Raw genomic sequence first — 22215 nt, 5'->3', positions numbered from 1 at the left:
GTCTGGCACGATGGATTCGTGGACAACGGCAAAGCGGGGAAAGCGATAGTTGCCGGCGCCGGCATCGGAGGATTGACAGCGGCCATCGCGCTGCAGCGCTCCGGCTGGCAGGTCACCGTACTCGAACGCGCTCCCGAGATCGCCGAGGTCGGCGCCGGTCTTTCGCTGTGGCCGAACGCGGTCCGCGCCCTGGAGTCGCTCGGGCTTGGCGCGACCCTTCGCGAACACACCGTCGAAGCCGTCTCGCGGGGCGGCTTCCAGACTCCGAAGGGCCGCTGGCTACGGCACAAGAACCCTGCCGACATTGGCGTTCTGGTCGCCCACCGAGCCGAGCTGCACCGGCTGCTGCTCGATTCGCTGACCGGCGATGTCGTACGAACCGACGCCACCGTGACCGGCGTCGAGAACGGCGACCGCGAGGTGTCCGCGTCGTACGTCACAGCCGGCGCCTCGCAGCAGTTGACGGCAGACCTGCTGGTCGCCGCCGACGGCGTCAACAGCGTGGTACGCCGTGCGCTGTGGCCCGAGGCCGCGGCTCCGACCTTCCGCCGCCGGACGGCCTGGCGCGGCGTCACACCACCGGGCAAGGTGTGGCCGGTCGACGACTGCATGACCATCGGCCCGGGCATCCAGTTCGGTGTGCTGCCGATGACCGGCCAGCGCGTCTACTGGTTCCTCACGGCCAACGCCGAGCAGGCGGACCGGCGTTACGACGACGACCGCGCGGAGGTGCTGCGCAGTGTCGGTGACTGGCACGATCCGATCCCGGCGCTGGTCGAGGCGACCGAGCCGGATCACGTCCTGCACAACGACCTCGTAGACCTCGACCCGCTGCCCACGTACGTCCGCGGCCGTACCGTCCTGCTCGGCGACGCCGCGCACGCGATGACGCCCGACCTCGGGCAGGGCGCCTGCCAGGCGATCGAGGACGGCGTGGTCCTGGCGTACGAGCTGGGCAAGGGCGGTGACCTGGCCGGCGTGCTCGCCGGGTACGACCGGGAGCGCCGGCCGCGCACGCAGGCGATCGCGAAGGAAGCGAGAGAGTCCAACGACGGGCGCAACTCGCAGACCAGCGCGGTCGCCCACGCGATCACCGGTCTCCTGCTGCGGATCATCCCGCCGGGTGCGCTGCGCAAGACGACGGCCCGCTGGGCCGACTGGACGCCGCCGGCCGCCTAGCGGGCGTCGTGCGCGCAGGTGATCGCAAGGCGAGCCAGGGAGCCGATGGCGGCCGCAGTCCGTGCTGCGGGGTCGCCCGGCCGCGTACGTAGTGCGAGACGACGGCCCGCTGGCCGACTGGTCTCCGCCAGCCGGCCAGCGGGCCGCGCGCCGTTACATCTCGGTGCCGTTGTCCGTCATCAGGGGCCGCAGCTCTACCCCCTGGTTACGCGCGTCCGGCCAGCGGGCGGCGATGTCGAGGGCGCGCTCGAGGCTCGCCACCTCGAAGAGGCAGTAGCCCGCGAACTGCTCCTTCGTCTCCAGGAACGGCCCGTCGGTGACCGCCGCCACGCCGCCGCGGACGTGGATGGTCTTGCTCTGTGAGGCATCGGCCAGTGCTTCGCCGCCGATCCATTCGCCGGACTCCATCAGTTCGGCCATGATCGCGTCGACCTCGGCGAACACCTCGGCCTGTTCGGTTTCCGACGGCGGCGGTTCGGTGTTCTCGGGGTTGGTGTAGATCAGCAGCATGTACTTCACAGCGGTCTCCTCACGGATGCTAAGACGCTCGCCAACACTAGTGACGTCGGAGCCGCCGGAGCCGTCTCGACATCACTGCGGCGCTGCGTACTCGCGGTACCAGTCGACCTCGTACGTCGCGGGCGTCAGGTCCGAGCCGTAGAAGTTGTCCAGCTGGATCGTCTGGTGACCTGAGGGCATGCACTGGATGCACTCGCGCGTGGACGTCGCGCCGCCGGAGTACCGGAACCATTCCTGACCGCCGATGAATCCGGCCACGTGCGTCGGCGCCCACTCGAACGCGACGTTGTGCCACTCCGACAGCGGCGCACCGCAGTCGGTCTCCTCGGCGTGCTCCTGCTGTACGTCACCCGGGTCGTGCGGGTAGTGGATGAACGCCCCGGCGCAGTCCTCGCCCGGCGAGCTGTTCTCGAGGTAGTCGTACTCGCCGTCCTCCGGCCACCGGTCGGAGTCCGGCCAGATGATCAGCAGCGGGTGGTACTGGCGCCCGTTCGAAACCGAGGTGTTGGCCGAGCGGACGCGCGCCTCCCAGCGGCCGTACTGCCGCCCGAACTTCGACGCCAGCCAGCCGGAGTCGCCGTTGGCCTCGCCGACCATCCGCAGGAGACCGCCGACGACGCGGGTGTTCTTGTCGCAGCGCTGCCCGTTGCCCGCGTGGCCGGGCCAGCACAGGTCGACGCCGCCGCCCGCGAGGCTCCACTTGGCCTGGTCGGGCACCGCGGGATCGGCCTCGGAGCCGTAGTCGAACTCGTCGGAACGATCGGCGAGCGGCGGTCCCCAGTCGAGCGCTTCGGCGGCGGTCGTGGCGCGCGGCGGCCGGACGTCCGGAGTGCGGTCGGCCCGCCCCGGGCTCGCGGTGGACAGGCCAGGTGTGAGAAGCAACGCGACGCTCGTGAAGAACGCCACTGCCAGCGCCTTCCTGGATCTCGACGACATGATCGGTATCCCTTCCGCAGACGCATTGTGCTTGCTGACAACGAGGTATACCGGTCTACCAACGAGGGCTGGGACGTACGCGAAACTGGCCACATCCTGCCAGCGGAAACGCCGCGCTCAGAACCCGCCGGTCGACTCCCGCAGCCGCAGCTCGCTCGGCAGTGTTGTGCGGCGCGGAACCTCGCCACCGTCGATCGCGGTGAGCAGGAGCTCGGCCGCCGCCCGGCCGAGCCGGGGGTAGTCGCAGCGTACGGTCGACAACGCAGGCGAGATGTGCGAGGCGAGGCTGATGTCGTCGAAGCCCGCCACCGCCAGATCACCGGGCACTCGCAAGCCGCGTTCGGTCAGCACGGTCAGGCCCGCGACCGCCATCACGTCGTTGGCGTAGAAGATCGCCGTGGGGTACGGCTTGCGGCGCAGCAGTTCGCGCGTGGCCTGCGCCCCGCCGGCCGCCGTGAAGTTGCCGGCGACAACCGCTCCCGGCCGCAGCCCGTGGGCCTCGATCGTCTGCCGCCACAGGGTTTCGCGGGTACGACTGTGCGACAGCTCGGGTGCTCCGGCCACGTGTGCGATCCGCCGGTGACCGGCGCCGATCAGGTGCTCGACCAGCTGCCGGATCTGCCCGGAGCTGTCGCTGTCGACGCTGGGGAACGGGCAGGTCCGGCCCGGCGTACCGACGACGACCGCGGGGACCGAAAGCCCCGTCAGCAGGCTGAGCCGGGCGTCCGGCCGGCGCAGGTCGTTGACCAGGAAGCCGTCGACGCGACGCTCGGCGACCAGCCGTTCGTAGCAGGCCCGCTCGTCCTTGGCGTTGCCGGCGAAGTGGATGATCGTGGAGTAGTGCTGCCGGGCCAGCACGGCCTCGACGCCGGAGAGGAACGCCGCGAAGAACGGATCGAGCTCGAGCAGCTCGGGCGGCCGGCGCAGCACGAAGCCGATCGCGCGGGCCGGGGCACCGTTGATCGCCCGCGCGGCCGCGGACGGGACCCAGCCCAGCTCCGCGGCCGCCGCCCGGATCCGTTCGATCGTAGGCGCGCTGATCCGCTCACCGCCGTTGAACGCCCGCGAGACCGCGCCCTTCGACACACCGGCGAGCGCGGCGACGTCGGCGATGGTCGGGCGGCGTTGGCGGGATCGGGCCACGGCCGGAGTTTATCGGTCTAACGCGTTCCCCAGCAGGCGTTCGGTCCGGCCGTCGCGGGCGAGGTCCGCGTTCCACCTGCCGCGTCGTCCTCGGCGGTCAACGGGCTGGCGAGGTCCGTCGAGGATCCAGACCGTTCCGAGTCCGAGAACGACGATCCAGTGCTACTTGCTCCACGCCGCCGGTCGAGTCGTCCCGGAATGTTGGGTTTGGATCCGGCCGGTTTCGACTTGTGTGCCTTGGTGTGCTTGGTTGGCATGCCCGTTCGTGCCCTTGCTGTTGGGCGCGTGAAACGAAGCCGGGATTGCGCATGGGGCCGGATCGCTGGGGTACGACCGGCCCATCGCAAACTCAGGAGAGCACAGATTCTCATGGATTCGAACACGATCATCCTCATTGTCGCGATTGTCATGTTGCTCGCGGTGGTCGCTTTGATCGTCGCGGCGGCGTATCGCACGCGTAAGCACGAGCGACTGGAGAAGCGCCGCGCAGAGGCCGAGGCGGCGCGTGAGGAGGCCGCGGAGATCGGCCGGACCGCCGAGCGTCGCGACGCCGAGGCGGAAGAACTGGCCGCCCGGGCCCGCCGCGAACGCGCGGAGGCCGACGAGCGAGCCGCGGCAGCCGAACGGATGCACACGGAAGCCCAACGCAGGAAGGACGACGCGCGGGGGCGTATGGATCGTGCGAACGACCTGGATCCCGATCGGCTGGACCAGGAGCGCGAGGAGAGCCCGCGCGGCGAGGCCCGGGAAACGACCGGGGACAAGCTGCGGGCGAAGGCTCACCGCGACGACGACCACGGGCCGGGCCGCGACGGCCGTACCGCTGCGGCGGAGCCGGACGGCAGCCGGTCGACGCGGGACGGAGAGCGGTCCTCGCTCGCCGGCAAGCTGCGCTCGAAGGCTCACCGCGACCACGACGACAGGAGCACGGGCGATCGGCGTACCGACCCGGTGGAGACAGACCGCGATCGGACTGCGCGAGGGACCGGCCAGGCCGACCCGGATCGCGATCGGACGACCCAGGACCACCAGGACGACCAGGACGACCGGCCCTCCATCGCGGACAAGCTGCGCGCGAAGGTTCAGCGCGGCCGCGACGACGACCGGCCCGGCCGCGGCGACCGCGACGGCCGTACCGACCCGGTGGCGCCGGACCACACCCGCTCACCGCGAGGCGAGACCAGCTAGAGAGACCGGCACACAGACGTACCCGCGCCCATCCTGCGATGAGCGCGGGTACGTCTGTTTCACTCGAGCCTGGCTCGAGCCCGATCAGCTCCCGGCGGCCTTCCTCGCCAGCTCGAAGTACTGGTCACCGCGTACGATCTGGTACTTCGCATCCAGCGAGTCGGCGACCGTCTTGAGGTTGGTGGGCGTGGTGTTCCAGGCCAGCACACCGATCGACAGGAACAACGGCGAGTTGCCGTCCCAGTCGGCCGACGCCTCGGCGATCGAGCTCTTGATGTCCTCGACTCCGCCCGTGCCCAGGACCGTCGACAGCGGCACCTTGCCGTTCAGCATCGTGGTCTCCGTGGTGCCCTGCCAGCTGAGCAGCATGCCTCTCGGCTTGACCTGCTCGACGTAGGCCGTCGCCTCAGCCGGCGTGAGATCGACGTTCTCGCCGTCGACCCGGTTGAGGACGTACACGATGTCCATACCGGTCGCCTTCATGTACTTGCTGGTCTGCGCGGTGTACTTGCCGAACGTGTCGTCCGGCCAGGGCGTGGGGTAGATGTACCCCGCGCCGGACGGCCCGGCGATCAGCAGATCGTTGGCGGTGGCCGTTCGCTGGAAGTGGCTGAGGAAGTTCGGTGCGGCGTCGAGCAGCAGCGGCGAGGTGCTCCAGTTGATCGGCACCGAGCCGCGGCCGGGGTCGTCCCACAGCTGTCGGAGGCGATGCTCGTTGTACTGCAGGTTGTCGCCCTCCGACATGGTGAACGTGACGTAGATCTTGTTCTCCAGCGGAGGAACCGGCGCCGCCTTCTGGTGGTCGGAGACCGGCGCGCGTGAGCCCGAGTGCACAGTCATGTTCTCGAACCAGTCCGCGGCCAGGACGTACACGCCGTGCTCAGAGGCCAGCTGAGTGCCGCCGAACTCGCCGGCGACGTCTTGTGCGAACCAGCCGAGGTAGGGCGTCGGCGCCTGCGTTTCGCTCATGATCTGCTCGAACAACTCGCGCTCGGCGTCGATGTTCGGGTCGAGCCAGAACACCATCGCCTTGTTGGCGACGGCGTAGTCGCGCAGGTAGGCATAGGCCTCGTAGTACAACCGGTCCGGCTCCTGGTTCGTGACTGAGACGGTGTACTCGTTCCACATCTCCACCGAGAGCGTGAGCTGCTGCGTGCCGGCGGGCGGAGCGAAGCGGTAGACGAAGTAGCGGTTTCCGTCGGCGTACCGGTGCTGCGGTGGGCCGGAGCTGATCTGGGAGTTGCCGTGGTCGAAGAGGAAGGGTTCCTCGGCGTCCGTGCCGGGAGCGAACTGTGCGATCACCTGGTCGCCGGCCTTGACCGTGACCTGGGACACCGCGGGCCCCCACCCGTCGTCGGTGAACGCGTCGTCGAAGCGGACCCATACGGCGTCTCCACCCAGCTGGTCGGAGAGGTCGAAGTCGTAGACCTGCTGGTTGGACCCGTCGTGCACGTGATCGGTGGTCTTGGCGATCGTGGTGTAACCCTCGGGGATGCCTGGCGGCAGCGGAACGTCGCGTTCGGGCGAGAGACCGACCAGCATCCGGTGCGTGGTCTGCGGCCACAGGTGCTCGTACTGCCATTGGTACGCCTGCAGGCGGCTGGTGAACTTGCCGCGCAGGTCGTCGAGCACCGGCAGGCCGTACTTGCTCTTGAGCCGGTCGGCCAGCGCCGGGCTCGCGACGATGCCGTTCTTCAACCCGGCCAGCGTCGTGGCGACGTTGTTGGTGTCGATCAGGTTCGGGTCGGTGATGATGATGCCGCGAACCGACGAGCGGTATTTCGACACGACCGCCCAGGGATCCTTGTGGATCTGGTACGGGACGTTCAGCTCCTTCAGCCATGTGAGCCGGCCCTCGCCGTTGGTGGCGTCGGGCCCGATCAGGTAGATCCTCGGCTCGCTGCGGTTGACCACCCCCTGCAAGCTGCCAAGCATGAGTTTCAGGTCGCCGTCGAGCGCAGGAAGATCGACGACATCGAGCCGTTTCGGCTCGGCGAAGTGCGGCAGCGCCTGACCCTGCGGCCAGCTGATGCCGGATCCGCCCTGATCTGCGGACGCGTTGTTGGGTGCGGTGACTCCGAACGTGGCCGCCATCGCGGTGACAGCCAGCAGAGTCAAACCGACACGGACGTGCCGGATCATTGGCGTACCCCTTCTGCGTTTGCCCTCGCATCGCCGGGAAGACGACACGGTGAATCGCAGCGTAAGGACGTGACAACGCACCGGCAAGTTCTTTCACGAGTCCAAGGTCGGCCAATCCCGTCCACGTGCTGTCCACTCACCGTCCACGGGCGGCGGTGCTGTCGCGGATGACCAGGTCGGTGGTGACGCCTTCGAGGCTGCCGGGGTCTTCGCCGGCGATGGCGCGGAGGAGGTGGGCGGCGGCCTGGCGGCCGTAGTGGCGGACGTCGCGGTGAAGGACGGTGAGGGTGGGGTGGATCATGCGGCAGAGGGTGGCGTCGTCCCAGGCGAGGAGGGAGAGATCGGCGGGGACCCGGATGCCCAGGCCACTCAGCCGCGCGGTGACCCGGGCCGCCATGCCGGCGTCCTCGACGAGGAGGGCGGTCGGCGGGTCGGGGGAGTCGAGCAGGGCGAGGACGAGCTCGTAGTCGGGCGGGTCGCCGGTGTGCGAGGCGACGAGGTCAGGCGACAGGCCCGCTTTGCGCATCGCGGCGGTGAAGGCGCGCCGGCGGATCTCGGAGTGGAGGTAGTCGGGGCGGATGCCGAGCCGCGCGATCCGGGTGTGGCCGAGCTCGGCGAGGTAGCGCACGGCGAGCGCCATCGCGTGCCGGTCGTCGGTCCAGACGGACGGGAGCGGGCTGCGCCGGCGGACGTCGCCGACGACGACGGCAGGCATGCCGAGCTGTTCGAGCACCGGGATCCGCGGGTCGTCGACCAGCGGGTTGAGCAGGAGCACGCCGTCGACGCGGCGTTCGGCCCACCAGCGGCGGTACGTCTCGATGGCGGCGTCGAGGTCGGGCACGGTGTGCAGCACCAGCAGGATGTCGCGGTCGGCGAGCTCGTCCTGGACACCGGCCAGGAAGTCGACGAAGTATTCGGCGCTGTGGCCCAGCGGCCGTTCGGTGCCGAGCAGCAGCAGGCCGAGCGCGTTCGTCCGTGACGAGTGCAGCGTGCGGGCCGCGCTGTTGGGCCGCCAGCCGAGGCTGTCGGCGATCGCGAGGATGCGTTCGCGGGTCGTGGCGCCGACGCCCGGCAGGTCGTTGAGCGCGTACGAGACCGCACTCGTCGACACCTGCGCGTGCCGCGCGATGTCGGCGATCGTCACTCGTCGGGAGCTCATCGCCGCCCATTCTCGCATATTCGAAGAGCGTGAGCGATTGACACTTAAAGGTTTAAGTACTAAGTCATCAAAGTATGGTGCGACCTGCGAAACTCCTCATCCTGATCGTGACCCTGCTGGTTGCCTGGACGGCCGTGAGCACCGCGGCACCGGCACCGAGGCCGGCACCAAGGCAACCCAGCGCGGTGCCCGGGCAGCTGCTGGGCTTCAATCGCCCGGGCACCGAATGGCCTTGTGTACAAGGCTGGGGGATCTTCGACGGACCGGCCGACGACGCGGCGGTCTCGACGATCACGTCCTGGCAGCCGAACACCGTACGCGTTCCGTTGAACGAACACTGCTGGCTCGGCATAAACGGCGTTCCGGCGGAATATGGTGGCGCGAACTACCAGAACGCGATCGCCGGCTGGGTCGGCCGGCTGACCGGCGCCGGCGTCAACGTCGTCCTCGACCTGCACTGGAGCGCCGCCGGAACCGCGTCGGCGACCGGCCAGCAGAAGATGGCCAACGCCGACCACAGCCCCGACTTCTGGCGTTCGGTCGCGACCCGGTTCAAGGGCAACGCCCGGGTGCTGTTCGACCTCTACAACGAGCCGCACGACATCTCCGACGCGTGCTGGCGCGACGGCTGTGTCGTCGACGGCTGGCAGGCGGCGGGCATGCAGTCGCTGGTCGACGCCGTACGTTCGACCGGCGCGACCCAACCGCTACTGGTCACCTGCAACGGTTGGGGAAACGGCTGCGGCGGCTGGCTTGCGTATCGTCCGGACGACCCGCTGCACAACATCGTCGCCAGCGTGCACGTCTACGACTACACCGGCTGCAACACCGAGGCCTGCTGGGACGCAGACGTCGCGCCGATCGCCGCGCAGGTGCCGACGGTGTTCGGGGAGTTCGGCGACACCGACTGCGACCACGACTTCAGCGACCGGCTCACCGCCTGGGCGAGCCCGAAAGGCATCGGCTGGCTGGCCTGGGGTTGGTACCCCGGCGACTGCGGTTTCCCCGGCCTGATCGCCGACTGGAACGGTACGCCGTCGGGCTACGGCGCCGGCGTACGCGACCGCCTGCTGGACGCCGCACGGACGGAGACATCATGAACCACGAACTCAGCCGCCGGCAACTGCTCGCGGCCACCGGCGCGCTCACTGCCGGACTGGTGGTTTCGCCTGCCTGGAAAGGGCGTGCCTACGCCGACGGCTTCTATGCCGGCGCCAACCTGTCCGGCCTCGAGGTCGGCGGCACAGTGCCGGGCATCCCCAACACCAACTACGCGGTGCCCACGCACGCCGACCTCGACTACCTGCGAAGCCGTGGGCTCACGACGATCAGGCTGCCGTTCAAATGGGAACGGATCCAACCCCAGCTGAACGGTGAGCTCGACGCGATGTACCTCGGCTTCGTCACCGATCTGGTCGACCACGCTGCCTCGATCGGTCAGGAGCTCATCCTCGACCCGCACAACTTCGGAGGGTACGGCTCGAACAAGCTCGGCGACGGTGCGCTCACCGGCGCGCATTTCGCCAACCTGTGGACGCGGCTGGCCACGGTGTTCGCCGGCCGGCCGGGCGTCGCGGCGTACGACCTGATGAACGAGCCGGCGAATCTGCCGAGCCCGCCGGCCTGGCCGGAAGCCGCGCAAGCGGCGATTGACGCAGTTCGAGCCGTCGACACGGCGACCCTGATCCTCGCCGAGGGCGACCACTGGTCGTCGGCCGCGAGCTGGGTGCAGGTCAACGGCTCGCTCGATCTGCACGATCCGGCCGGCAACCTCGTCTACTCCGCACACACCTACTTCGACCGCGACTCCTCGGGTACGCACTTCAGCTGGTCCGAGGAAGTGGCCGCGGGCGACCAGTTGAAGAGCCCGCCCGGCCCGCTCACGACGCAGATCGGTGTCGAGCGCCTGACGGGATTCGTCAACTGGCTTACAGAGCATGGTTTCCGCGGTCAGGTCGGTGAGGCCGGCACCGGCAACGACGACCCGCACTGGCTGGAGACCCTCGACAACACGCTTGCCTTCTGCCAGGACAACGGAATCGGCCTCACCTACTGGTCGGCCGGTCCGTGGTTCGACCAGTACCCCATGGGCATCCAGCCGCTCCGCGACGGCCGCGACACGGTGCAGATGGCGGTGCTGGAGAAGTACACCGGTGGTGCCGCGCCCACCGACTACTACCTCTCCGGGCCGGATCGCGGCTCCGCGGGCACGGCGTCGGCCCCGTTCACCGTCGACTATCGCGGCTATCACACGCAGCCGCTGACGATCCGGCCGGACGACGGCGGCGCGGGCGGCAGCTTCGTACCCACGAGCCTGACGCTCGCGAGCGGGTTCAACGGCCTGGCGACGTTCGCCTACACCGCGCCCGCGACGGCGACGTACACGATCGGCTGTACGAACTCCTCCGGGCTCACCGACCCCGGCACCGTCGGGTTTTCCACCAGGGCCGACGCCTACTCCGCCGTGCCCGCGAGCGGAATCCTCAACGTGCTGGCGACTCGCAGGCTCTACACCCCGTTCATCGGCGACGCGGTGACGCTGCGACGGGCGGGCGACGGTGCGCAGCGCGCGTTCGCGTTCCGCGCCGACGACACGCTGGACAGCGCGGCGATCTCCGCCTGGGCAGGCGGCGCGGAGGTTTCCGTTGTCACACTGGCGGATCAGTCACCGGCCGGCCGGCACGCCGGACCTGTCGTCACGCAGAACCACAACGCGTCCGACGGCGGACAGCTGGCCTCGTCGCCTGCCGACTACCCGAAGCTCGTGCTCGACGGGCTGAACGGCATGCCGGTGCTGCGGCTGGCCCGCAGCCGGATGGACGCGGTGTCGCCGCTGAACGGGCTGACAGGGTTCACCTGCTTCCTGGTCTGTAAACCGAACTCGCTCGCGCACATGCAACGGCTGCTCAGCTGGCACTTCGTGCAGTACAACGTGCTGGGCAACCAGAGCGGAGCCTGGGAGATGACCGGCGAGCCGAACCTGGCCATGGGAATCGACATCTCCGCGTGGCACATCTACGCCGTGCGGTGGAGCGGCGGCGGACAGCGTACGACGTGGGTGGACGGGGAGCAGGTCGCCATGGCCGCGGCGGCGACGAGCACGTTCACGTTCGACTACGAGAACCATGTGAACATCGGGTACTTCCGCTGGTACAACGACGACGTCTACTTCGACGGCGACGTGTGGGCGATGCTGCCGTTCTCCGTCGCGTTGACCGACGCGCAGATGACGGCGATGTGGTCCGCGTTGTCCGCGGCGACGGGGATCGCGGTGTGACGGGCCGGCCGGTTCAGTCCTCGGCGAGGTAGTCCAGCGGGTCGTCGAGGACGAACTGGCCGGACGCCGAGAGCAGCTGCCGCAGGACGGGGATGTGGGCGGCGCCGTAGAACACCAGCAGACGATCGCCCGGCTGGGCGGAGCGCAGCAGGTTGGCGTAGATGCGCAGGTTGCGGTGGTACCAGTTGCCGACGACGTCGGCCCCGGCGTAGTTGTCGCCGTCGACCAGGCGGACCCAGGCGGTGAGGTAGTCCTCGAGCCCGGATGTGCCCTGCTCGCCGGCGTTGAGCGCGGCGAGCCGCTGGGCGACCGTACGGTCGTAGTCCTCGTCGTCCGCGCGGTCGGCGGTCCGCAGCCGCTGCTGGATCTGGTCGAGCAGCTCGGCGGCTGCCGGGCTCTTGGCCGTGACCTCCTCGATGCCGGGCTCCCACCACCGGTGCAGGACGTCGATGGGGAAGATCTCGTCGTGGCCGAGCCGCCGGGCCAGCCGGTAGCCGACCTGGTGGACCTCGTTCTGGCCGGGCTCGTAGGTGCCGAAGCGGTACAGCGTGTACTGCGTGATGACCTGCTTGGCCATCGCGTACGGCGCCTGGACCATCACCTTGGTCGGCTCGTAGGCGGCGAGCAGCTCGACCACATGGTCGAGCTCGGCCTGCTTCTCCGGGGTCTTCATGCTGGCGGGCTCGGCATCCTCGCCGCCACCGCCGGGTCGCGACTGGAAGTGGTACGTACCGACGAGCAGCGCGCGCAGCTTGGCCTCGGACATGCCCACAAAGCTATCCAGGCACAGCGGCGAGCGGAGGCACCGGCTCTCCGGCCGGCCCGGCGACCGCACCACCGCCGGCCGGCACGACGGGCCGGCCGGCGGCGGTGGCGCGCTGGAGGCAGCGGCTCTAGCTCCTGACGGGCCAGTGGAGCTCGGTGTAGTGGTTGCCGGGGTCAGGCGTCTGCTCTGGGTCGGTGAGGTAGATCCAGCGCAACGGCCCGGCCGGTTCGAGCCCGGCGGCCTCGAGCTGCGTACGCAGGTTCGCGACGACGGCCTCGACCTGCTCGCTGTCGTAGATGCTGCCCGCGTAGTAGGCGGACGCGACCTCGCCACCGGGCAACACGCCCGGAACGACGCGGCCCTCGGGGACGCCGGTGGTCGCGACGGGTACGCCGGCCTCCCATCCGCCGGTTTCGGCGGACGTCAAGTACGGCGGACCGGCGGACTCCAGCCCTTGGTGTTCGCGCGCCGCCCAGGCCTCGGCGATCGCTTCGCCGGCCGCGGGTCCGTCGGTCTCGGTGCTCCGGACGCACAGGACCGGCTGGTCGCTGAGCGTCTTGCGCACGATGGCGGTCACGTTGACGTTGATGGCTTGCGTTGACATGGCACTCCTCTTGGATCGGAGGTGCCGGAGGGCAGCCGTGTAGGACTCGCCCGTTCGCTGCATGCGTTGTCGAACGAGTCGCTTTCGATTGCGATTCGCCGTCATCCGGCCCTCCTCGCCTGGCGCAACGTCCCCCAGCGACGGCGCCCGGCGGCTGACCGGGACAGCGATCCGAGGATGTGGTCCCCTTTGCCTCCGTCGAGCGGCTCTGCTGGGGAGAGCCGATGGAGGTGCGGCGGCGGATCAACGCCAATCGCCAGGATAACGGACTCCGTCCTCGTGTCCAGCTGTCTCCGTTATGGCGTGGGGCTCACCGCCGCTCAGTCGCCCGGCGCCACACGGTGCCGCGACGGTCGTGGCCGATCCACTCCTCGATCGTGACGGCCGTCCGGGGATCGTCCAGCTCGCGCTCGAGGAGGTACAGGGCCAGGTCGATCCCGGCCAGCCATCCGCTGCTGGAGGTGATCAGGTCACCGTCGTCGACGATCCTGGCGTCGACGACCTCGCCGGCCCACGTCCCCAGCAGCTGGTGACCTGGACGATGCGTTGTCGCCGGGCGGCCGGTGAGCAACCCGGCCGCGCCGAGGTAGAGCGAGCCGGCGTCCGACCCGGCAAGGATCAGGCGGTCACCACCTCGCCGTTTCGCCTCGGCGAGCTGCTTCGGGATGATGCCCCGCTCGATGTCCGCCTCGACCCAGCCACCGGCGACAACGAGGACGTCGGCGGCCTCCGGCGTCCACTCCACCAGCCCGGTGTAGCGGGTCCCGTAGCAGCCGGCGACCTCGGACGCGCCGTCCGCGGTCACCAGCACGGACTCGACGTCCGCACCGAGCGCCTGCGCCTTGCGGAACACGTGGTGGGGCTGCACGGCGTCCATGTCGGCAACGCCTTCGAACATCAGGACCTCGACTCTCATGCCTGGCAACTGTGCCGTTCGGCTCCTTGCGTAACGAGTGGCTGGAAGGACGCTCTTCGATAGATTCGCGCCATGCGCCGTCACCGCGTGGCCATCCTGGCCATCGAAGGGGTCGTCGGCTTCGAGCTGGGCATGCCCTGCCAGGTCTTCGGCTCGGCCCGGCACCCGGACACCGGCGACCATCTGTACGACGTCCGGGTCTGCGGCGACTCGAACGGCGTTGGTGCCACGTCGTCAGGGCTGGAGATGTTCCGGGTCGTCCCGCCGTACCCGCTCGACGCCGCTGTCGACGCCGACACGCTGATCGTGCCGTCGTCGGAGACCGCCGACCGGCAGCCACCCGACGTGCTGGAGGTCGTTCGCGCCGCACACCGCGGTGGTGCCCGGATCGCATCGATCTGCATGGGTGTCTACGTCCTGGCCGCCGCGGGCCTGGTGACCGGCCGCCGGGTGACCGCCCACTGGGCGCACGCCGCCGGTCTCGCCCGCCGATATCCAGTCGTCACCGTGGACGCCGACGCGCTCTACGTGGACGACGGTGACGTGCTGACGTCCGCCGGTGTCACCGCCGGCGTCGACCTGTGCCTCCACCTCGTCCGCCGCGACCACGGTGCGGTCGTGGCTGCCGCGACGGCCCGCCGGCTCGTGCTGGCGCCGCATCGTTCGGGCACGCAGGCCCAGTTCGTCCAGACGCCGACGCCCATCGATAGCGGCGGGCTGGAGTCGACGCTGGAATGGATGCAGGCCCACCTCACCGACCCACTGACGCTCCACGACATCGCCGAGCACGCCTCGCTCAGCACGCGCTCGCTGAGCCGCCGCTTCCGCGCCCAGACCGGAACGACACCACTGCGATGGCTGATCCGGCTGCGGTTGCAGCGCGCCCAGGAGCTGCTCGAGACCACCGAGCTCACGATCGAGCAAGTCGCCGAAGGCGCCGGCTTCGGGACCGCTGTCGTGCTACGCCAGCACTTCAACCGCACTATTGGGATGAGCCCGCAGGCCTACCGGCGTTCATATCGCGCGACCAACTCCGCGCGGCCGTGGGCAGGATGAGAGACCAGGCGCGTTCTCTACTATGGGGGCGGCGTTGACCAGGCCAGGTCGCCGCCGTCAAGCTGAGTACAGCCGCTTTCAGCCCACCAGGTGACGGAGCGTTCTGGGGCGTGGACGAGATGGACATCGACCTGGGTCCGTTCAACTCCTCAGGCGGCGGGTTGATCTACTCCTCCGGCGACGCGGTCCAGGGCGAGATCGTGCTGGAACGTGATGGCGTGCGGATCGCCACGAGGCAGAATCCGTACTCGTTGGTGACCTGGAACGATTTCGTCGGAACGAGCCGGTACACCGTGACCATGAACGCGAGGCGGCAGGTGTCGTGGTCCGGCTACCTACCGAGAGTCTCGAGTACCTGGACGTTCACCGGTACCAACTCCGGGCACGGAGTCATCCACCTGCCGATCATCTCGGCCCGCGTATCCGGTGCGTTCGACGGCTGGGGCCGTGCGCCGGCCGGCGAGGTCTTTCCGCTGGAGCTCGCCCTCGAAGGGACGCAGGGTGACGCGAAGTCCGTGGAGCTGGACGTCTCGTACAACGACGGGCAGTCCTGGGTGCCGGTCCCGGTCAGCGGCACCGGCGACAGGTGGGTGGCCACGGTGCGCCATCCCAGTTCCGTACTGCGTCCCTGGGTCTCGCTGCATGTCACCGTGATCGACGCCCAGGGCAACAGCGTCGACTGGACGGCGTACCGCTCTTGTCGGATCGCCGATCTCGGCTGACCGAGCCGGTTCGTCCGAGCACTGGCAAGCGAGCTCGACAGCGTCAGATCGGACGTCGGGGGAGGGCGAGGGTGAACGTCGCCCCCTGCCCGCGGCCAGGCGAGGTGGCCGTGACGGATCCGCCGTGGGCACGGGCGATCTCCCGGGCGATCGTGAGGCCGATGCCCGTTCCGCCCGAGCGGCGGGGTTGCCCGGGGGCGCGGTAGAAGCGTTCGAAGATCCGCTCGAGGTCGTCGGCCGCGAGACCCACACCGGTGTCGGCGATCGCGACTTCCGCGCGGTCCTGGCTGCGGCGGGCGGTGACCGTCACGGTGCCGTCCGGGGGAGTTGCCAGCAGCGCGTTGCCGAGCAGGTTGGTGAGGACCTGGACGAGGCGGTCGGCGTCGGCCCGCACCGGCAGGTTCTCATCGGTGGCGAGCACGAGGGCGATCCGCGCGTCCTCGAACTGCGGGGCGAGTCGCGCGGCGGCGCGGCGGGCGAGGTCGGCCAGGTCGACGTCGGACAGGGACAGGTCGAGCCGCCCTTCCTGGGCTCGCGAAAGGCTGGACAGGTCGTCGGAGAGCCGGTGCAGGCGCCGCAGCTCCGCACTGAGCGAGGCCAGGGTGTCGGGCGTCGTGGTGAACACGCCGTCGATCAGCCCTTCGACGTAGCCGTCGAGGGCGGTCAGCGGAGTACGCATCTCGTGCGCGACGTCGCCGAGCAACCGGGTCCGCCGTGCCTCGGTGTCGCCCAGGGCGCGGGCGAGGCGGTTGACGTCGGTGGCGAGGGCGGCCAGCTCGGGCTCGGAGGCGATCGGGACCACAGCCTCGTAGTCTCCGGCCGCGATCCGCCGGGTCGCGTCACGTACGGCGGAAAGCGGTCGTAGCAGCCGGCGGGCACCCAACGCGGCGACCAGGCCGGCAGCGATGATGCCGGCCAGCGCACCGGACAGCAGGGCGGTGTCGAGCGCGGTGAGGAAGGCGGCACGTACGCCGGACATCATCCGGCCGCCCATGCCGCCGATGCCACCCATACCGGAGTCGTTCATCGCCGCCATCTGGTGGTCGAACAGGCGTGGGGCCAGCAGCCGGACGGTCACGTACGCGACCGCGGAGCCGACGACGGCCACGGCGGCGTAGGAGACGAACAGCCTGACCGGCAACCGCGGTCTCATGCCGGCCTGCCGACGAACTTGTAGCCGGCACCTCGTACGGTGGCGATCACGTGCGGGTGGCCCGCGTCGTCGCCCAGCCGGACGCGCAGGTTGCGAATGTGGACGTCGACGACGCGTTCGTCGCCGTAGAAGTCATATCCCCAGACGCGTTCGAGCAGTTGCGCCCGGGAGTACACCCGGCCGGGTGCGCCGGCGAGTGCGGCCAGCAGGTCGAACTCCAGGCTCGAGAGCTCTACGGGGGTTCCGTTCATGCTCACCTCGCGGCCCGCCAGGTCGATGGCCAGGCCGGCGTCGAAGTGCAGCGAGGTCTCCGGCTCCGCGCGGGTGACCCGGCCTCGGCGGAGCACCGCCTTCACCCGGGCGACGACCTCCCTGGGGCTGAACGGCTTTGTCACGTAGTCGTCCGCGCCGACGCCGAGTCCGACCAGCTTGTCGACCTCCTCCGAGCGCGCGGTGACGAGGATGACGTAGGTGTCGCTGAAACCGCGGAGCCGCCGGAGCACTTCGAGCCCGTCCAGGCCGTCGGAGCCGGGCAGCATCACGTCCAGCAGCACCAGGTCGGGTGGGTCATCGCGGAGTGCCGACAGGGCGGCGGCTCCGTCGGCCGCTTCCGCGACCGAGAAGCCGTCGGCCTCCAGGTAGCCGCGCAACACCGTCCGGATGTGTGGCTCGTCGTCGACGACCAGAACCCGTCGCATGATCCGTCCTCCTTCCGCGGGCTCTGGCCACCTGTGGCCGCAGGGCTACCGCCACATCCCGGAGCCCATCCGGCCGTTCCCCATCATTCCGTTCATTCCGCCGGACCTGTGAGCACCGGACACCATCGCGTCGAGCCGGCTCTTCATCTGCTCGAGCATCCGATCCTTCTGTGCCTGCGTCAACGTGGTGTTGGCGTCCAGGCTCTTCTTCATGGCCGCGATCATCGCGTTCTTCAAGCCGGCTGTCGATTTGCCCTGTTCCTTGGCGATGTCGGCGAGCGACGACCCGGCCCGCAGCCGGCTCTGCAGCTGGTCCAGGCTCAGGCCGAGGTACTTCGCCGCCGCGGTCATCGGAGCGCCCTGCATCATGGTGCCCGTGCCCATGCCGGGGCACGGCAGGGTCGCCGAGGTCGCGGTGGGGGAGGGCGGTTCGGCGGGCCCGGACGTCGCCTGCGCCGGACCAATGCCACCGGCGAGTACTCCGAGCAGCCCGAGGCCGGCGACTCCCAGGGCGAGACGCTTGCGGTTCGACTTCATTTCTGCCAGCTCCCTTCGTTTCTGTTACCTGGAAGTCTGCTGCTCGACTGTGAAGCGTCGACCGTTGCCGATGTGAAGTGACCGTGAAGCCGGCAGCGAGCTTCTAGCCGGCCCGCAGCTGTTCCCGCAGTGCGCTGACAGCCGGGGAGTCGCAGACACTGGCGGGCCGGCCGTTGGTTGTCTCGCACACGGCGGCGGTGATGGTGTTGGCCGATCCGTCGATCGCCTTGGCGATCGGGCTGTCGGCGTCCTTCAGTGCGGCGGCGATCTGCTCCATGGTCCTGCCTTCGAGTACCTCCAGGTCGTACTGCGCGCCACGGATGGCGTACTTTCCAGTGATGTCGACCAGCGGGAAGCTCCGCTCGCCGTTGGTCAGCTTGGCGAACTCCGCATCCTCCTGGGCCGTGAGCTTGTCGAGCGGCGCGTACCCAGAGGCTTCGGGCTGGTTGGTGTTGAGCTCCTTGCCTACGAAGTCGACGTACTGGCTGCGGTAGGTCGCGCCGTGAAAGGTGAACGTGGGCGTGTTCGGATAGGCGTCCTCCGCCGCGGATGTGGTCGCACCCAGGCCGCCGAACGTCCCGAACCTGGACAGCGCGACCACCAGCGCCCATCGCTCGCCGGCACAGTAGGGGCAGAACTCCGCGCCGACGTAGAGCACCTGCGGCTTGCCGTCCCTGGTGAGAGCCGCTCCGGAAACGGATGTGGGCAGCGAGACGGCGCTGCCCTTGCCGATTCCGTTCAGCACATCGTCCGGAACCGAAACGACCGCGTCGAGTACGCCCGCGGGCAGCCCGGCACCCGGCTGTGCGGTCTGCGCCTTGTCCTCGCGGGTGAGCGAGATCGCGACGATCCCGCCGACCACGACCAGCACACCGGCCAGGATGGAGGCGACGATCGCAAGCCGCCTGCGACGGGCCGATCGTTCCTGCTCGGCCCGGATCGCGGCGACCTTCGCCCGCGCCGACTCCTGTCCAGCGCGCCGCCGCTGAGCGTTGGACGATGCCATGCCGTTTCCTTCCCTCCGAGGCCGGACAGACCGTACGAGCGTGGGCTCGAGGTCCCAGCCCGAGCGTTCCATCCGGATGCTCGGCAAGGGCAGGTGCGAACGGACCGAGTCGATCCGAGTCCTCCGGCCCGCACGAGTACGGCCGATGGCTCAGCCGAAGGCGATTCCGAAGAAGGCATACTCGGGCGGCCGGGGCGCGATCCCGAACCGGCGCGGCCCAAACACCAGGCTGTCGTCGGCCGTGACGCCGCCGCGGCTCCCCTCGAAGACGTGGACGAGTCCGGCGAGGTCGTTCTCACCAGGGCTGCCGGCTACGAGGTCGGATCGCCAGTCGCCGGTCAGGTCGCGGAAGAGGAGCGCGGTGCCGAACCAGTCGCTCGCCTCGGCCGAGCCGGCTACGTCCGGGCTGTTCTGGGTGTACGCCGTGGCCTTCGAGGGATCGAGTCCTCCACGTTTGCCGGGTATGACCGTGACCATGCCCGCGTCCACGACGGTGCCGACGTCCTCGCCGGGGGAGCCGATCGCCAGGTCCCCGATCCCGTCGCCGTTCGCGTCGCCGATGGCCAGGGCCTGCCCGAAGAAGTCACCGCTCTCCGGACTGCCCGGAACGCCGGCGGTCGCCTGGGTGAGGGAGAGCCGCCCGACAAGACCGCGGCTGCTTCCGAAGTGGACGACGACTTCGCCGGACGGAACCGGTCCGTCCTGGAAGTACCCTTGCACGACTTCGGCGTAGCCGTCGCCGGTCAGGTCTCCGATCGCGACGGGCCCGCCCGAGCGGAACGGGTTCGGTCCCTTGACGATCTGTCCCGCGCGCGTGTCCAACCCGCGCGGACCGCCGAAGAAGACGGCGAGCCGGTCGAGCGACTCCTGGCCGTCGAAGAACTCGTACCACGCCGCGTGGTCCGGGTAGCCGTCACCGTTGACGTCTCCGCTCGCGCCCGGGCCGGCTTGGACGTAGTTTCCTTCGTCGTCGATCGTGTCGAGCGCTGTGTACCGCACGGTCGACGGACTGAGGTGAGTGCGGCCGTACATCACGTAGTCGCCGTCCAGGCTCGGCACCACCAGGTCGGTGGCACCGTCCCGGTCGAAGTCACCGGACGAGAGCTGGAAGCAGTTCCGGTCCGGCGTGGCGACGGAGAAGCTGCTCCGGAGACCACCGGGGCTGCCGAAGGCGAGCGTCAACTGCGCGCCCGCCGACACGGAGGAACAGATCGCCATATCGACATAGCCGTCGGCGTTGTAGTCGCCCGCCGCGAGCCCTTGGCCGAAGTCTTCGTACGACCGCGGCTCGCCGGAGATCCAGCCGGCCGACCGATCCAGCCGCTGCAGCCGGGCGAGGTCCAGACCGTTCCGGCCGCCGTACACCACGCCGACCGCTCCGGCGTTGGCCTGACCGTCGATCGTCGCCGCGGTGGCCGCGACCGCGAGGTCACCCAGGCGGTCGCCGTCGAAGTCTCCCGGCCGGACGCGTACGTGGCCGGCGCTGACGTTGCTTCGAAGGGGTTCTCCCGCGGCCGCTGCCGCGGGCAGGCTCGCCGTGAGGAGGAGCAGGCCACCGGCGGCGAGTGCCACGGCAGCGTGGCGTCCTTGCGTGAGGCTCATGGCACCCGGCTTACCTCGGTGCGTGCCCGGCCGAAAGGAGCAGGCGTCTCGGCTCGCGCCGGACCAAAGGCCTGACCGGCCCGGGACCCGGCGTACGTCAGGTCATTCCGGCTGGTTGCGCGCGGCTCCGCCGACGAGGTACGGCGTCTTGACGCCCTCGTACATCAGGTGCGCGACGAGGCCTTCGGCCGCGTGCGGGAGGTTGTGACAGTGATCCATCCAGTAGCCGGGGTTGTCGGCGAGGAAGGCGATCTCGTACGTCTCACCGTCGCCGACGTTCAGAGAGTCGACCCACCATGGGCTGCCGGTGGATGCCACGCCGTCGCGGGTCAGCACGACGGCGTGATGGCCGTGCAGATGCATCGGGTGCACTTCGCCGCTGTGGTTGGCGATCGTCATGCGCACCACATCGCCCTCGGCGACCACGAACATCGGAACGTCGGGGAACAGGTGCCCGTTGACCGTCCACCACAGGCCGGGACGGCCGGCCAGGAAGCCGGGTCGCCGGCCGATCGCGTAGGTGAACGAGCGATCCGGCCGGCTCGGGTCGAAGGCCAGTGGCGCGGGCGAGCCGTACGACAGCAGGTCCAGCGTCGCAGCCGGCCGCCGAGTCGTGGGCGCGGCGTAGCCGCCCGAGCCGAGCACGACGGAGACCGCTCCGATCTGCACGCGCACGGCCGATCCGTCGGCGGGCATGGGGATCTCGAGGTCGGCTCGCCCACCCGCGGTGACGAGCACCGCCTTGGCACGGACGAGGGTCGGACGGTGCAGCTCGCGGCCGTCGACGGCGACCAGCCGGTATCCGGCGCCTGCCACCCACGCCGACATCGGACCGTTCTCGGTGTTGATGACCCGCACCCGGGCACGCTGTCCGGGCGGCACGGCGACCCGGAGCTCACCGGTACGTCCGTTGACCGTCGGCGTTCCGTCGTAGAGGTGAACGAGTGCCGTGGTGTCGACGACGCCGGCCGCGGGCCGCGGCGGATCCACCACGAACGCGCCGAGCAGGCCACGGCGCACCTGCTCGTGGGAGAGCTGGTGGGAGTGGTACCAGAACGTGCCCGCCTGCCCGACGACGAAGCGGTACGTGAACTCCCGGCCGATGCCGACGGCGTCCTGCGTGACTCCCGCGACGCCGTCCTGTGAGTTCGGCACCTCCATGCCGTGCCAGTGCAGCGTGATGCCGCCCGGCACCGAACGATTGACCAGGCGCACTTGCACCAGTTGCCCGACCGTGGCCCGGATGGTCGGGCCCGGCGTCTGGCCGTTCAGCGTGAACGCGTCGACGGTGCGGCCGTTCCGATGCAGCCGTTGCCGGTTCGCGACGAGCGTCACCGCGACGTCGGCGCGGCGCTTGGGGTCGACGACGATCACGGCGGCTATCCCGCGTTCCGCCGCCGTCATGCTGTGGTGGGCGTGCCCGGCGGCCACCCCGTGGTGATGGCCGCCGGCCTGGCCGCCGTCGGCGTACCCCATGTCCATGACGGAGTACGCCGACGGCATCCGGCTGGACTGCCACAGCCAGATCAACGGCACCAGCACGAGCGCGGTGGCCGCGAGTGCCGAGACCAGGCGGACCCGGCCCGATGGGAGGCGACGACGCATCGTTTCC

The 22215-nt window shown here is 69.8% G+C and carries 20 protein-coding genes; 6 read left to right on the top strand and 14 right to left on the bottom strand.

What is annotated here, in order from left to right:
* Nucleotides 1–18: 18 nt before the first annotated feature.
* Nucleotides 19–1179 carry an FAD-dependent monooxygenase gene (locus tag ACYVF6_RS28330; protein ID WP_460525645.1) on the top strand — a complete coding sequence of 387 codons (1161 nt, stop codon included), beginning with the start codon at nucleotides 19–21 and terminating at the stop codon, nucleotides 1177–1179.
* A 153-nt stretch (nucleotides 1180–1332) separates the two neighbouring features.
* Here the strand turns inward: ACYVF6_RS28330 and ACYVF6_RS28325 are convergent, their stop codons facing one another.
* The 3 genes from ACYVF6_RS28325 to ACYVF6_RS28315 form a co-directional block, all read right to left on the bottom strand.
* Nucleotides 1333–1689, bottom strand: coding sequence for a YciI family protein (locus ACYVF6_RS28325; RefSeq protein WP_460526574.1), 357 nt, complete (start codon nucleotides 1687–1689; stop codon nucleotides 1333–1335).
* Nucleotides 1690–1770: 81 nt separating this feature from the next.
* Nucleotides 1771–2634 (bottom strand): glycoside hydrolase family 16 protein, encoded by an 864-nt coding sequence (locus ACYVF6_RS28320; protein ID WP_460525644.1) that lies wholly within the window; start codon nucleotides 2632–2634, stop codon nucleotides 1771–1773.
* A 117-nt stretch (nucleotides 2635–2751) separates the two neighbouring features.
* Nucleotides 2752–3777 carry a LacI family DNA-binding transcriptional regulator gene (locus ACYVF6_RS28315; protein ID WP_460525643.1) on the bottom strand — a complete coding sequence of 342 codons (1026 nt, stop codon included), beginning with the start codon at nucleotides 3775–3777 and terminating at the stop codon, nucleotides 2752–2754.
* A 369-nt stretch (nucleotides 3778–4146) separates the two neighbouring features.
* Here ACYVF6_RS28315 and ACYVF6_RS28310 point away from each other — a divergent pair, with 369 nt between their 5' ends.
* Nucleotides 4147–4965 (top strand): hypothetical protein, encoded by an 819-nt coding sequence (locus ACYVF6_RS28310; protein WP_460525642.1) that lies wholly within the window; start codon nucleotides 4147–4149, stop codon nucleotides 4963–4965.
* 84 nt (nucleotides 4966–5049) lie between these two features.
* On the opposite strand, the gene ACYVF6_RS28305 is transcribed toward ACYVF6_RS28310, so the two are convergent.
* Nucleotides 5050–7107 carry a GxGYxYP domain-containing protein gene (locus ACYVF6_RS28305; protein ID WP_460525641.1) on the bottom strand — a complete coding sequence of 686 codons (2058 nt, stop codon included), beginning with the start codon at nucleotides 7105–7107 and terminating at the stop codon, nucleotides 5050–5052.
* A gap of 136 nt (nucleotides 7108–7243) precedes the next feature.
* Nucleotides 7244–8266 carry a LacI family DNA-binding transcriptional regulator gene (locus tag ACYVF6_RS28300; protein ID WP_460525640.1) on the bottom strand — a complete coding sequence of 341 codons (1023 nt, stop codon included), beginning with the start codon at nucleotides 8264–8266 and terminating at the stop codon, nucleotides 7244–7246.
* Between the two features lie 107 nt (nucleotides 8267–8373).
* On the opposite strand from ACYVF6_RS28300, the gene ACYVF6_RS28295 reads away from it, so the two are divergent.
* Both ACYVF6_RS28295 and ACYVF6_RS28290 read left to right on the top strand, forming a co-directional pair.
* Nucleotides 8374–9366: a cellulase family glycosylhydrolase gene (locus tag ACYVF6_RS28295; RefSeq protein WP_460525639.1), complete on the top strand. Its 993-nt coding sequence runs from the start codon at nucleotides 8374–8376 to the stop codon at nucleotides 9364–9366.
* Complete coding sequence (locus tag ACYVF6_RS28290) at nucleotides 9363–11543, top strand: glycoside hydrolase family 5 protein (RefSeq protein WP_460525638.1); 2181 nt, start codon at nucleotides 9363–9365, stop codon at nucleotides 11541–11543. The genes ACYVF6_RS28295 and ACYVF6_RS28290 overlap by 4 nt, the downstream gene beginning before the upstream one ends.
* A 13-nt stretch (nucleotides 11544–11556) precedes the next feature.
* Here the strand turns inward: ACYVF6_RS28290 and ACYVF6_RS28285 are convergent, their stop codons facing one another.
* The 3 genes from ACYVF6_RS28285 to ACYVF6_RS28275 all read right to left on the bottom strand — a co-directional run bounded on the left by ACYVF6_RS28285 (nucleotide 11557) and on the right by ACYVF6_RS28275 (nucleotide 13829).
* Nucleotides 11557–12309: a DUF5694 domain-containing protein gene (locus ACYVF6_RS28285; protein WP_460525637.1), complete on the bottom strand. Its 753-nt coding sequence runs from the start codon at nucleotides 12307–12309 to the stop codon at nucleotides 11557–11559.
* 127 nt (nucleotides 12310–12436) lie between these two features.
* A complete protein-coding gene (locus ACYVF6_RS28280; RefSeq protein ID WP_460525636.1) occupies nucleotides 12437–12913 on the bottom strand; it encodes a GyrI-like domain-containing protein in 477 nt (158 codons plus the stop codon).
* Between the two features lie 310 nt (nucleotides 12914–13223).
* Nucleotides 13224–13829, bottom strand: coding sequence for a DJ-1/PfpI family protein (locus ACYVF6_RS28275; protein WP_460525635.1), 606 nt, complete (start codon nucleotides 13827–13829; stop codon nucleotides 13224–13226).
* A gap of 72 nt (nucleotides 13830–13901) precedes the next feature.
* Here ACYVF6_RS28275 and ACYVF6_RS28270 point away from each other — a divergent pair, with 72 nt between their 5' ends.
* On the top strand, nucleotides 13902–14885 hold the full coding sequence (locus ACYVF6_RS28270; RefSeq protein WP_460525634.1) for a GlxA family transcriptional regulator: 984 nt from the start codon (nucleotides 13902–13904) through the stop codon (nucleotides 14883–14885).
* A 110-nt stretch (nucleotides 14886–14995) separates the two neighbouring features.
* A complete protein-coding gene (locus tag ACYVF6_RS28265; protein ID WP_460525633.1) occupies nucleotides 14996–15607 on the top strand; it encodes a hypothetical protein in 612 nt (203 codons plus the stop codon).
* A 43-nt stretch (nucleotides 15608–15650) separates the two neighbouring features.
* Here the strand turns inward: ACYVF6_RS28265 and ACYVF6_RS28260 are convergent, their stop codons facing one another.
* From ACYVF6_RS28260 to ACYVF6_RS28235, 6 genes are all read right to left on the bottom strand, one after another.
* Nucleotides 15651–16760 carry a sensor histidine kinase gene (locus tag ACYVF6_RS28260; protein ID WP_460525632.1) on the bottom strand — a complete coding sequence of 370 codons (1110 nt, stop codon included), beginning with the start codon at nucleotides 16758–16760 and terminating at the stop codon, nucleotides 15651–15653.
* Nucleotides 16757–17458: a response regulator gene (locus ACYVF6_RS28255; RefSeq protein ID WP_460525631.1), complete on the bottom strand. Its 702-nt coding sequence runs from the start codon at nucleotides 17456–17458 to the stop codon at nucleotides 16757–16759. The genes ACYVF6_RS28260 and ACYVF6_RS28255 overlap by 4 nt, the downstream gene beginning before the upstream one ends.
* Nucleotides 17459–17503: 45 nt before the next feature.
* Nucleotides 17504–17995 (bottom strand): hypothetical protein, encoded by a 492-nt coding sequence (locus ACYVF6_RS28250; RefSeq protein WP_460525630.1) that lies wholly within the window; start codon nucleotides 17993–17995, stop codon nucleotides 17504–17506.
* Between the two features lie 103 nt (nucleotides 17996–18098).
* On the bottom strand, nucleotides 18099–19001 hold the full coding sequence (locus tag ACYVF6_RS28245) for a DUF929 family protein (protein ID WP_460525629.1): 903 nt from the start codon (nucleotides 18999–19001) through the stop codon (nucleotides 18099–18101).
* Between the two features lie 150 nt (nucleotides 19002–19151).
* Nucleotides 19152–20603: an integrin alpha gene (locus ACYVF6_RS28240; protein ID WP_460525628.1), complete on the bottom strand. Its 1452-nt coding sequence runs from the start codon at nucleotides 20601–20603 to the stop codon at nucleotides 19152–19154.
* A gap of 102 nt (nucleotides 20604–20705) precedes the next feature.
* Nucleotides 20706–22208: a multicopper oxidase family protein gene (locus tag ACYVF6_RS28235; RefSeq protein WP_460525627.1), complete on the bottom strand. Its 1503-nt coding sequence runs from the start codon at nucleotides 22206–22208 to the stop codon at nucleotides 20706–20708.
* Between the last annotated feature and the right edge of the window lie 7 nt (nucleotides 22209–22215).

This window comes from Flindersiella endophytica (genome assembly GCF_054779015.1).
Note: the sequence above shows the minus strand (reverse complement) of the source record. Positions and strands in the feature narration are given on the sequence as shown.

Excerpts from the sequence above, each read along its gene's own strand:
- ACYVF6_RS28325 (WP_460526574.1), bottom strand. The coding sequence starts at position 1,689 with ATGCTGCTGATCTACACCAACCCCGAGAACACCGAACCGCCGCCGTCG.
- ACYVF6_RS28320 (WP_460525644.1), bottom strand. The coding sequence starts at position 2,634 with ATGTCGTCGAGATCCAGGAAGGCGCTGGCAGTGGCGTTCTTCACGAGC.
- ACYVF6_RS28310 (WP_460525642.1), top strand. The coding sequence starts at position 4,147 with ATGGATTCGAACACGATCATCCTCATTGTCGCGATTGTCATGTTGCTC.
- ACYVF6_RS28305 (WP_460525641.1), bottom strand. The coding sequence starts at position 7,107 with ATGATCCGGCACGTCCGTGTCGGTTTGACTCTGCTGGCTGTCACCGCG.
- ACYVF6_RS28300 (WP_460525640.1), bottom strand. The coding sequence starts at position 8,266 with ATGAGCTCCCGACGAGTGACGATCGCCGACATCGCGCGGCACGCGCAG.
- ACYVF6_RS28290 (WP_460525638.1), top strand. The coding sequence starts at position 9,363 with ATGAACCACGAACTCAGCCGCCGGCAACTGCTCGCGGCCACCGGCGCG.
- ACYVF6_RS28285 (WP_460525637.1), bottom strand. The coding sequence starts at position 12,309 with ATGTCCGAGGCCAAGCTGCGCGCGCTGCTCGTCGGTACGTACCACTTC.
- ACYVF6_RS28280 (WP_460525636.1), bottom strand. The coding sequence starts at position 12,913 with ATGTCAACGCAAGCCATCAACGTCAACGTGACCGCCATCGTGCGCAAG.
- ACYVF6_RS28275 (WP_460525635.1), bottom strand. The coding sequence starts at position 13,829 with ATGAGAGTCGAGGTCCTGATGTTCGAAGGCGTTGCCGACATGGACGCC.
- ACYVF6_RS28270 (WP_460525634.1), top strand. The coding sequence starts at position 13,902 with ATGCGCCGTCACCGCGTGGCCATCCTGGCCATCGAAGGGGTCGTCGGC.
- ACYVF6_RS28260 (WP_460525632.1), bottom strand. The coding sequence starts at position 16,760 with ATGAGACCGCGGTTGCCGGTCAGGCTGTTCGTCTCCTACGCCGCCGTG.
- ACYVF6_RS28255 (WP_460525631.1), bottom strand. The coding sequence starts at position 17,458 with ATGCGACGGGTTCTGGTCGTCGACGACGAGCCACACATCCGGACGGTG.
- ACYVF6_RS28250 (WP_460525630.1), bottom strand. The coding sequence starts at position 17,995 with ATGAAGTCGAACCGCAAGCGTCTCGCCCTGGGAGTCGCCGGCCTCGGG.
- ACYVF6_RS28245 (WP_460525629.1), bottom strand. The coding sequence starts at position 19,001 with ATGGCATCGTCCAACGCTCAGCGGCGGCGCGCTGGACAGGAGTCGGCG.
- ACYVF6_RS28240 (WP_460525628.1), bottom strand. The coding sequence starts at position 20,603 with ATGAGCCTCACGCAAGGACGCCACGCTGCCGTGGCACTCGCCGCCGGT.
- ACYVF6_RS28235 (WP_460525627.1), bottom strand. The coding sequence starts at position 22,208 with ATGCGTCGTCGCCTCCCATCGGGCCGGGTCCGCCTGGTCTCGGCACTC.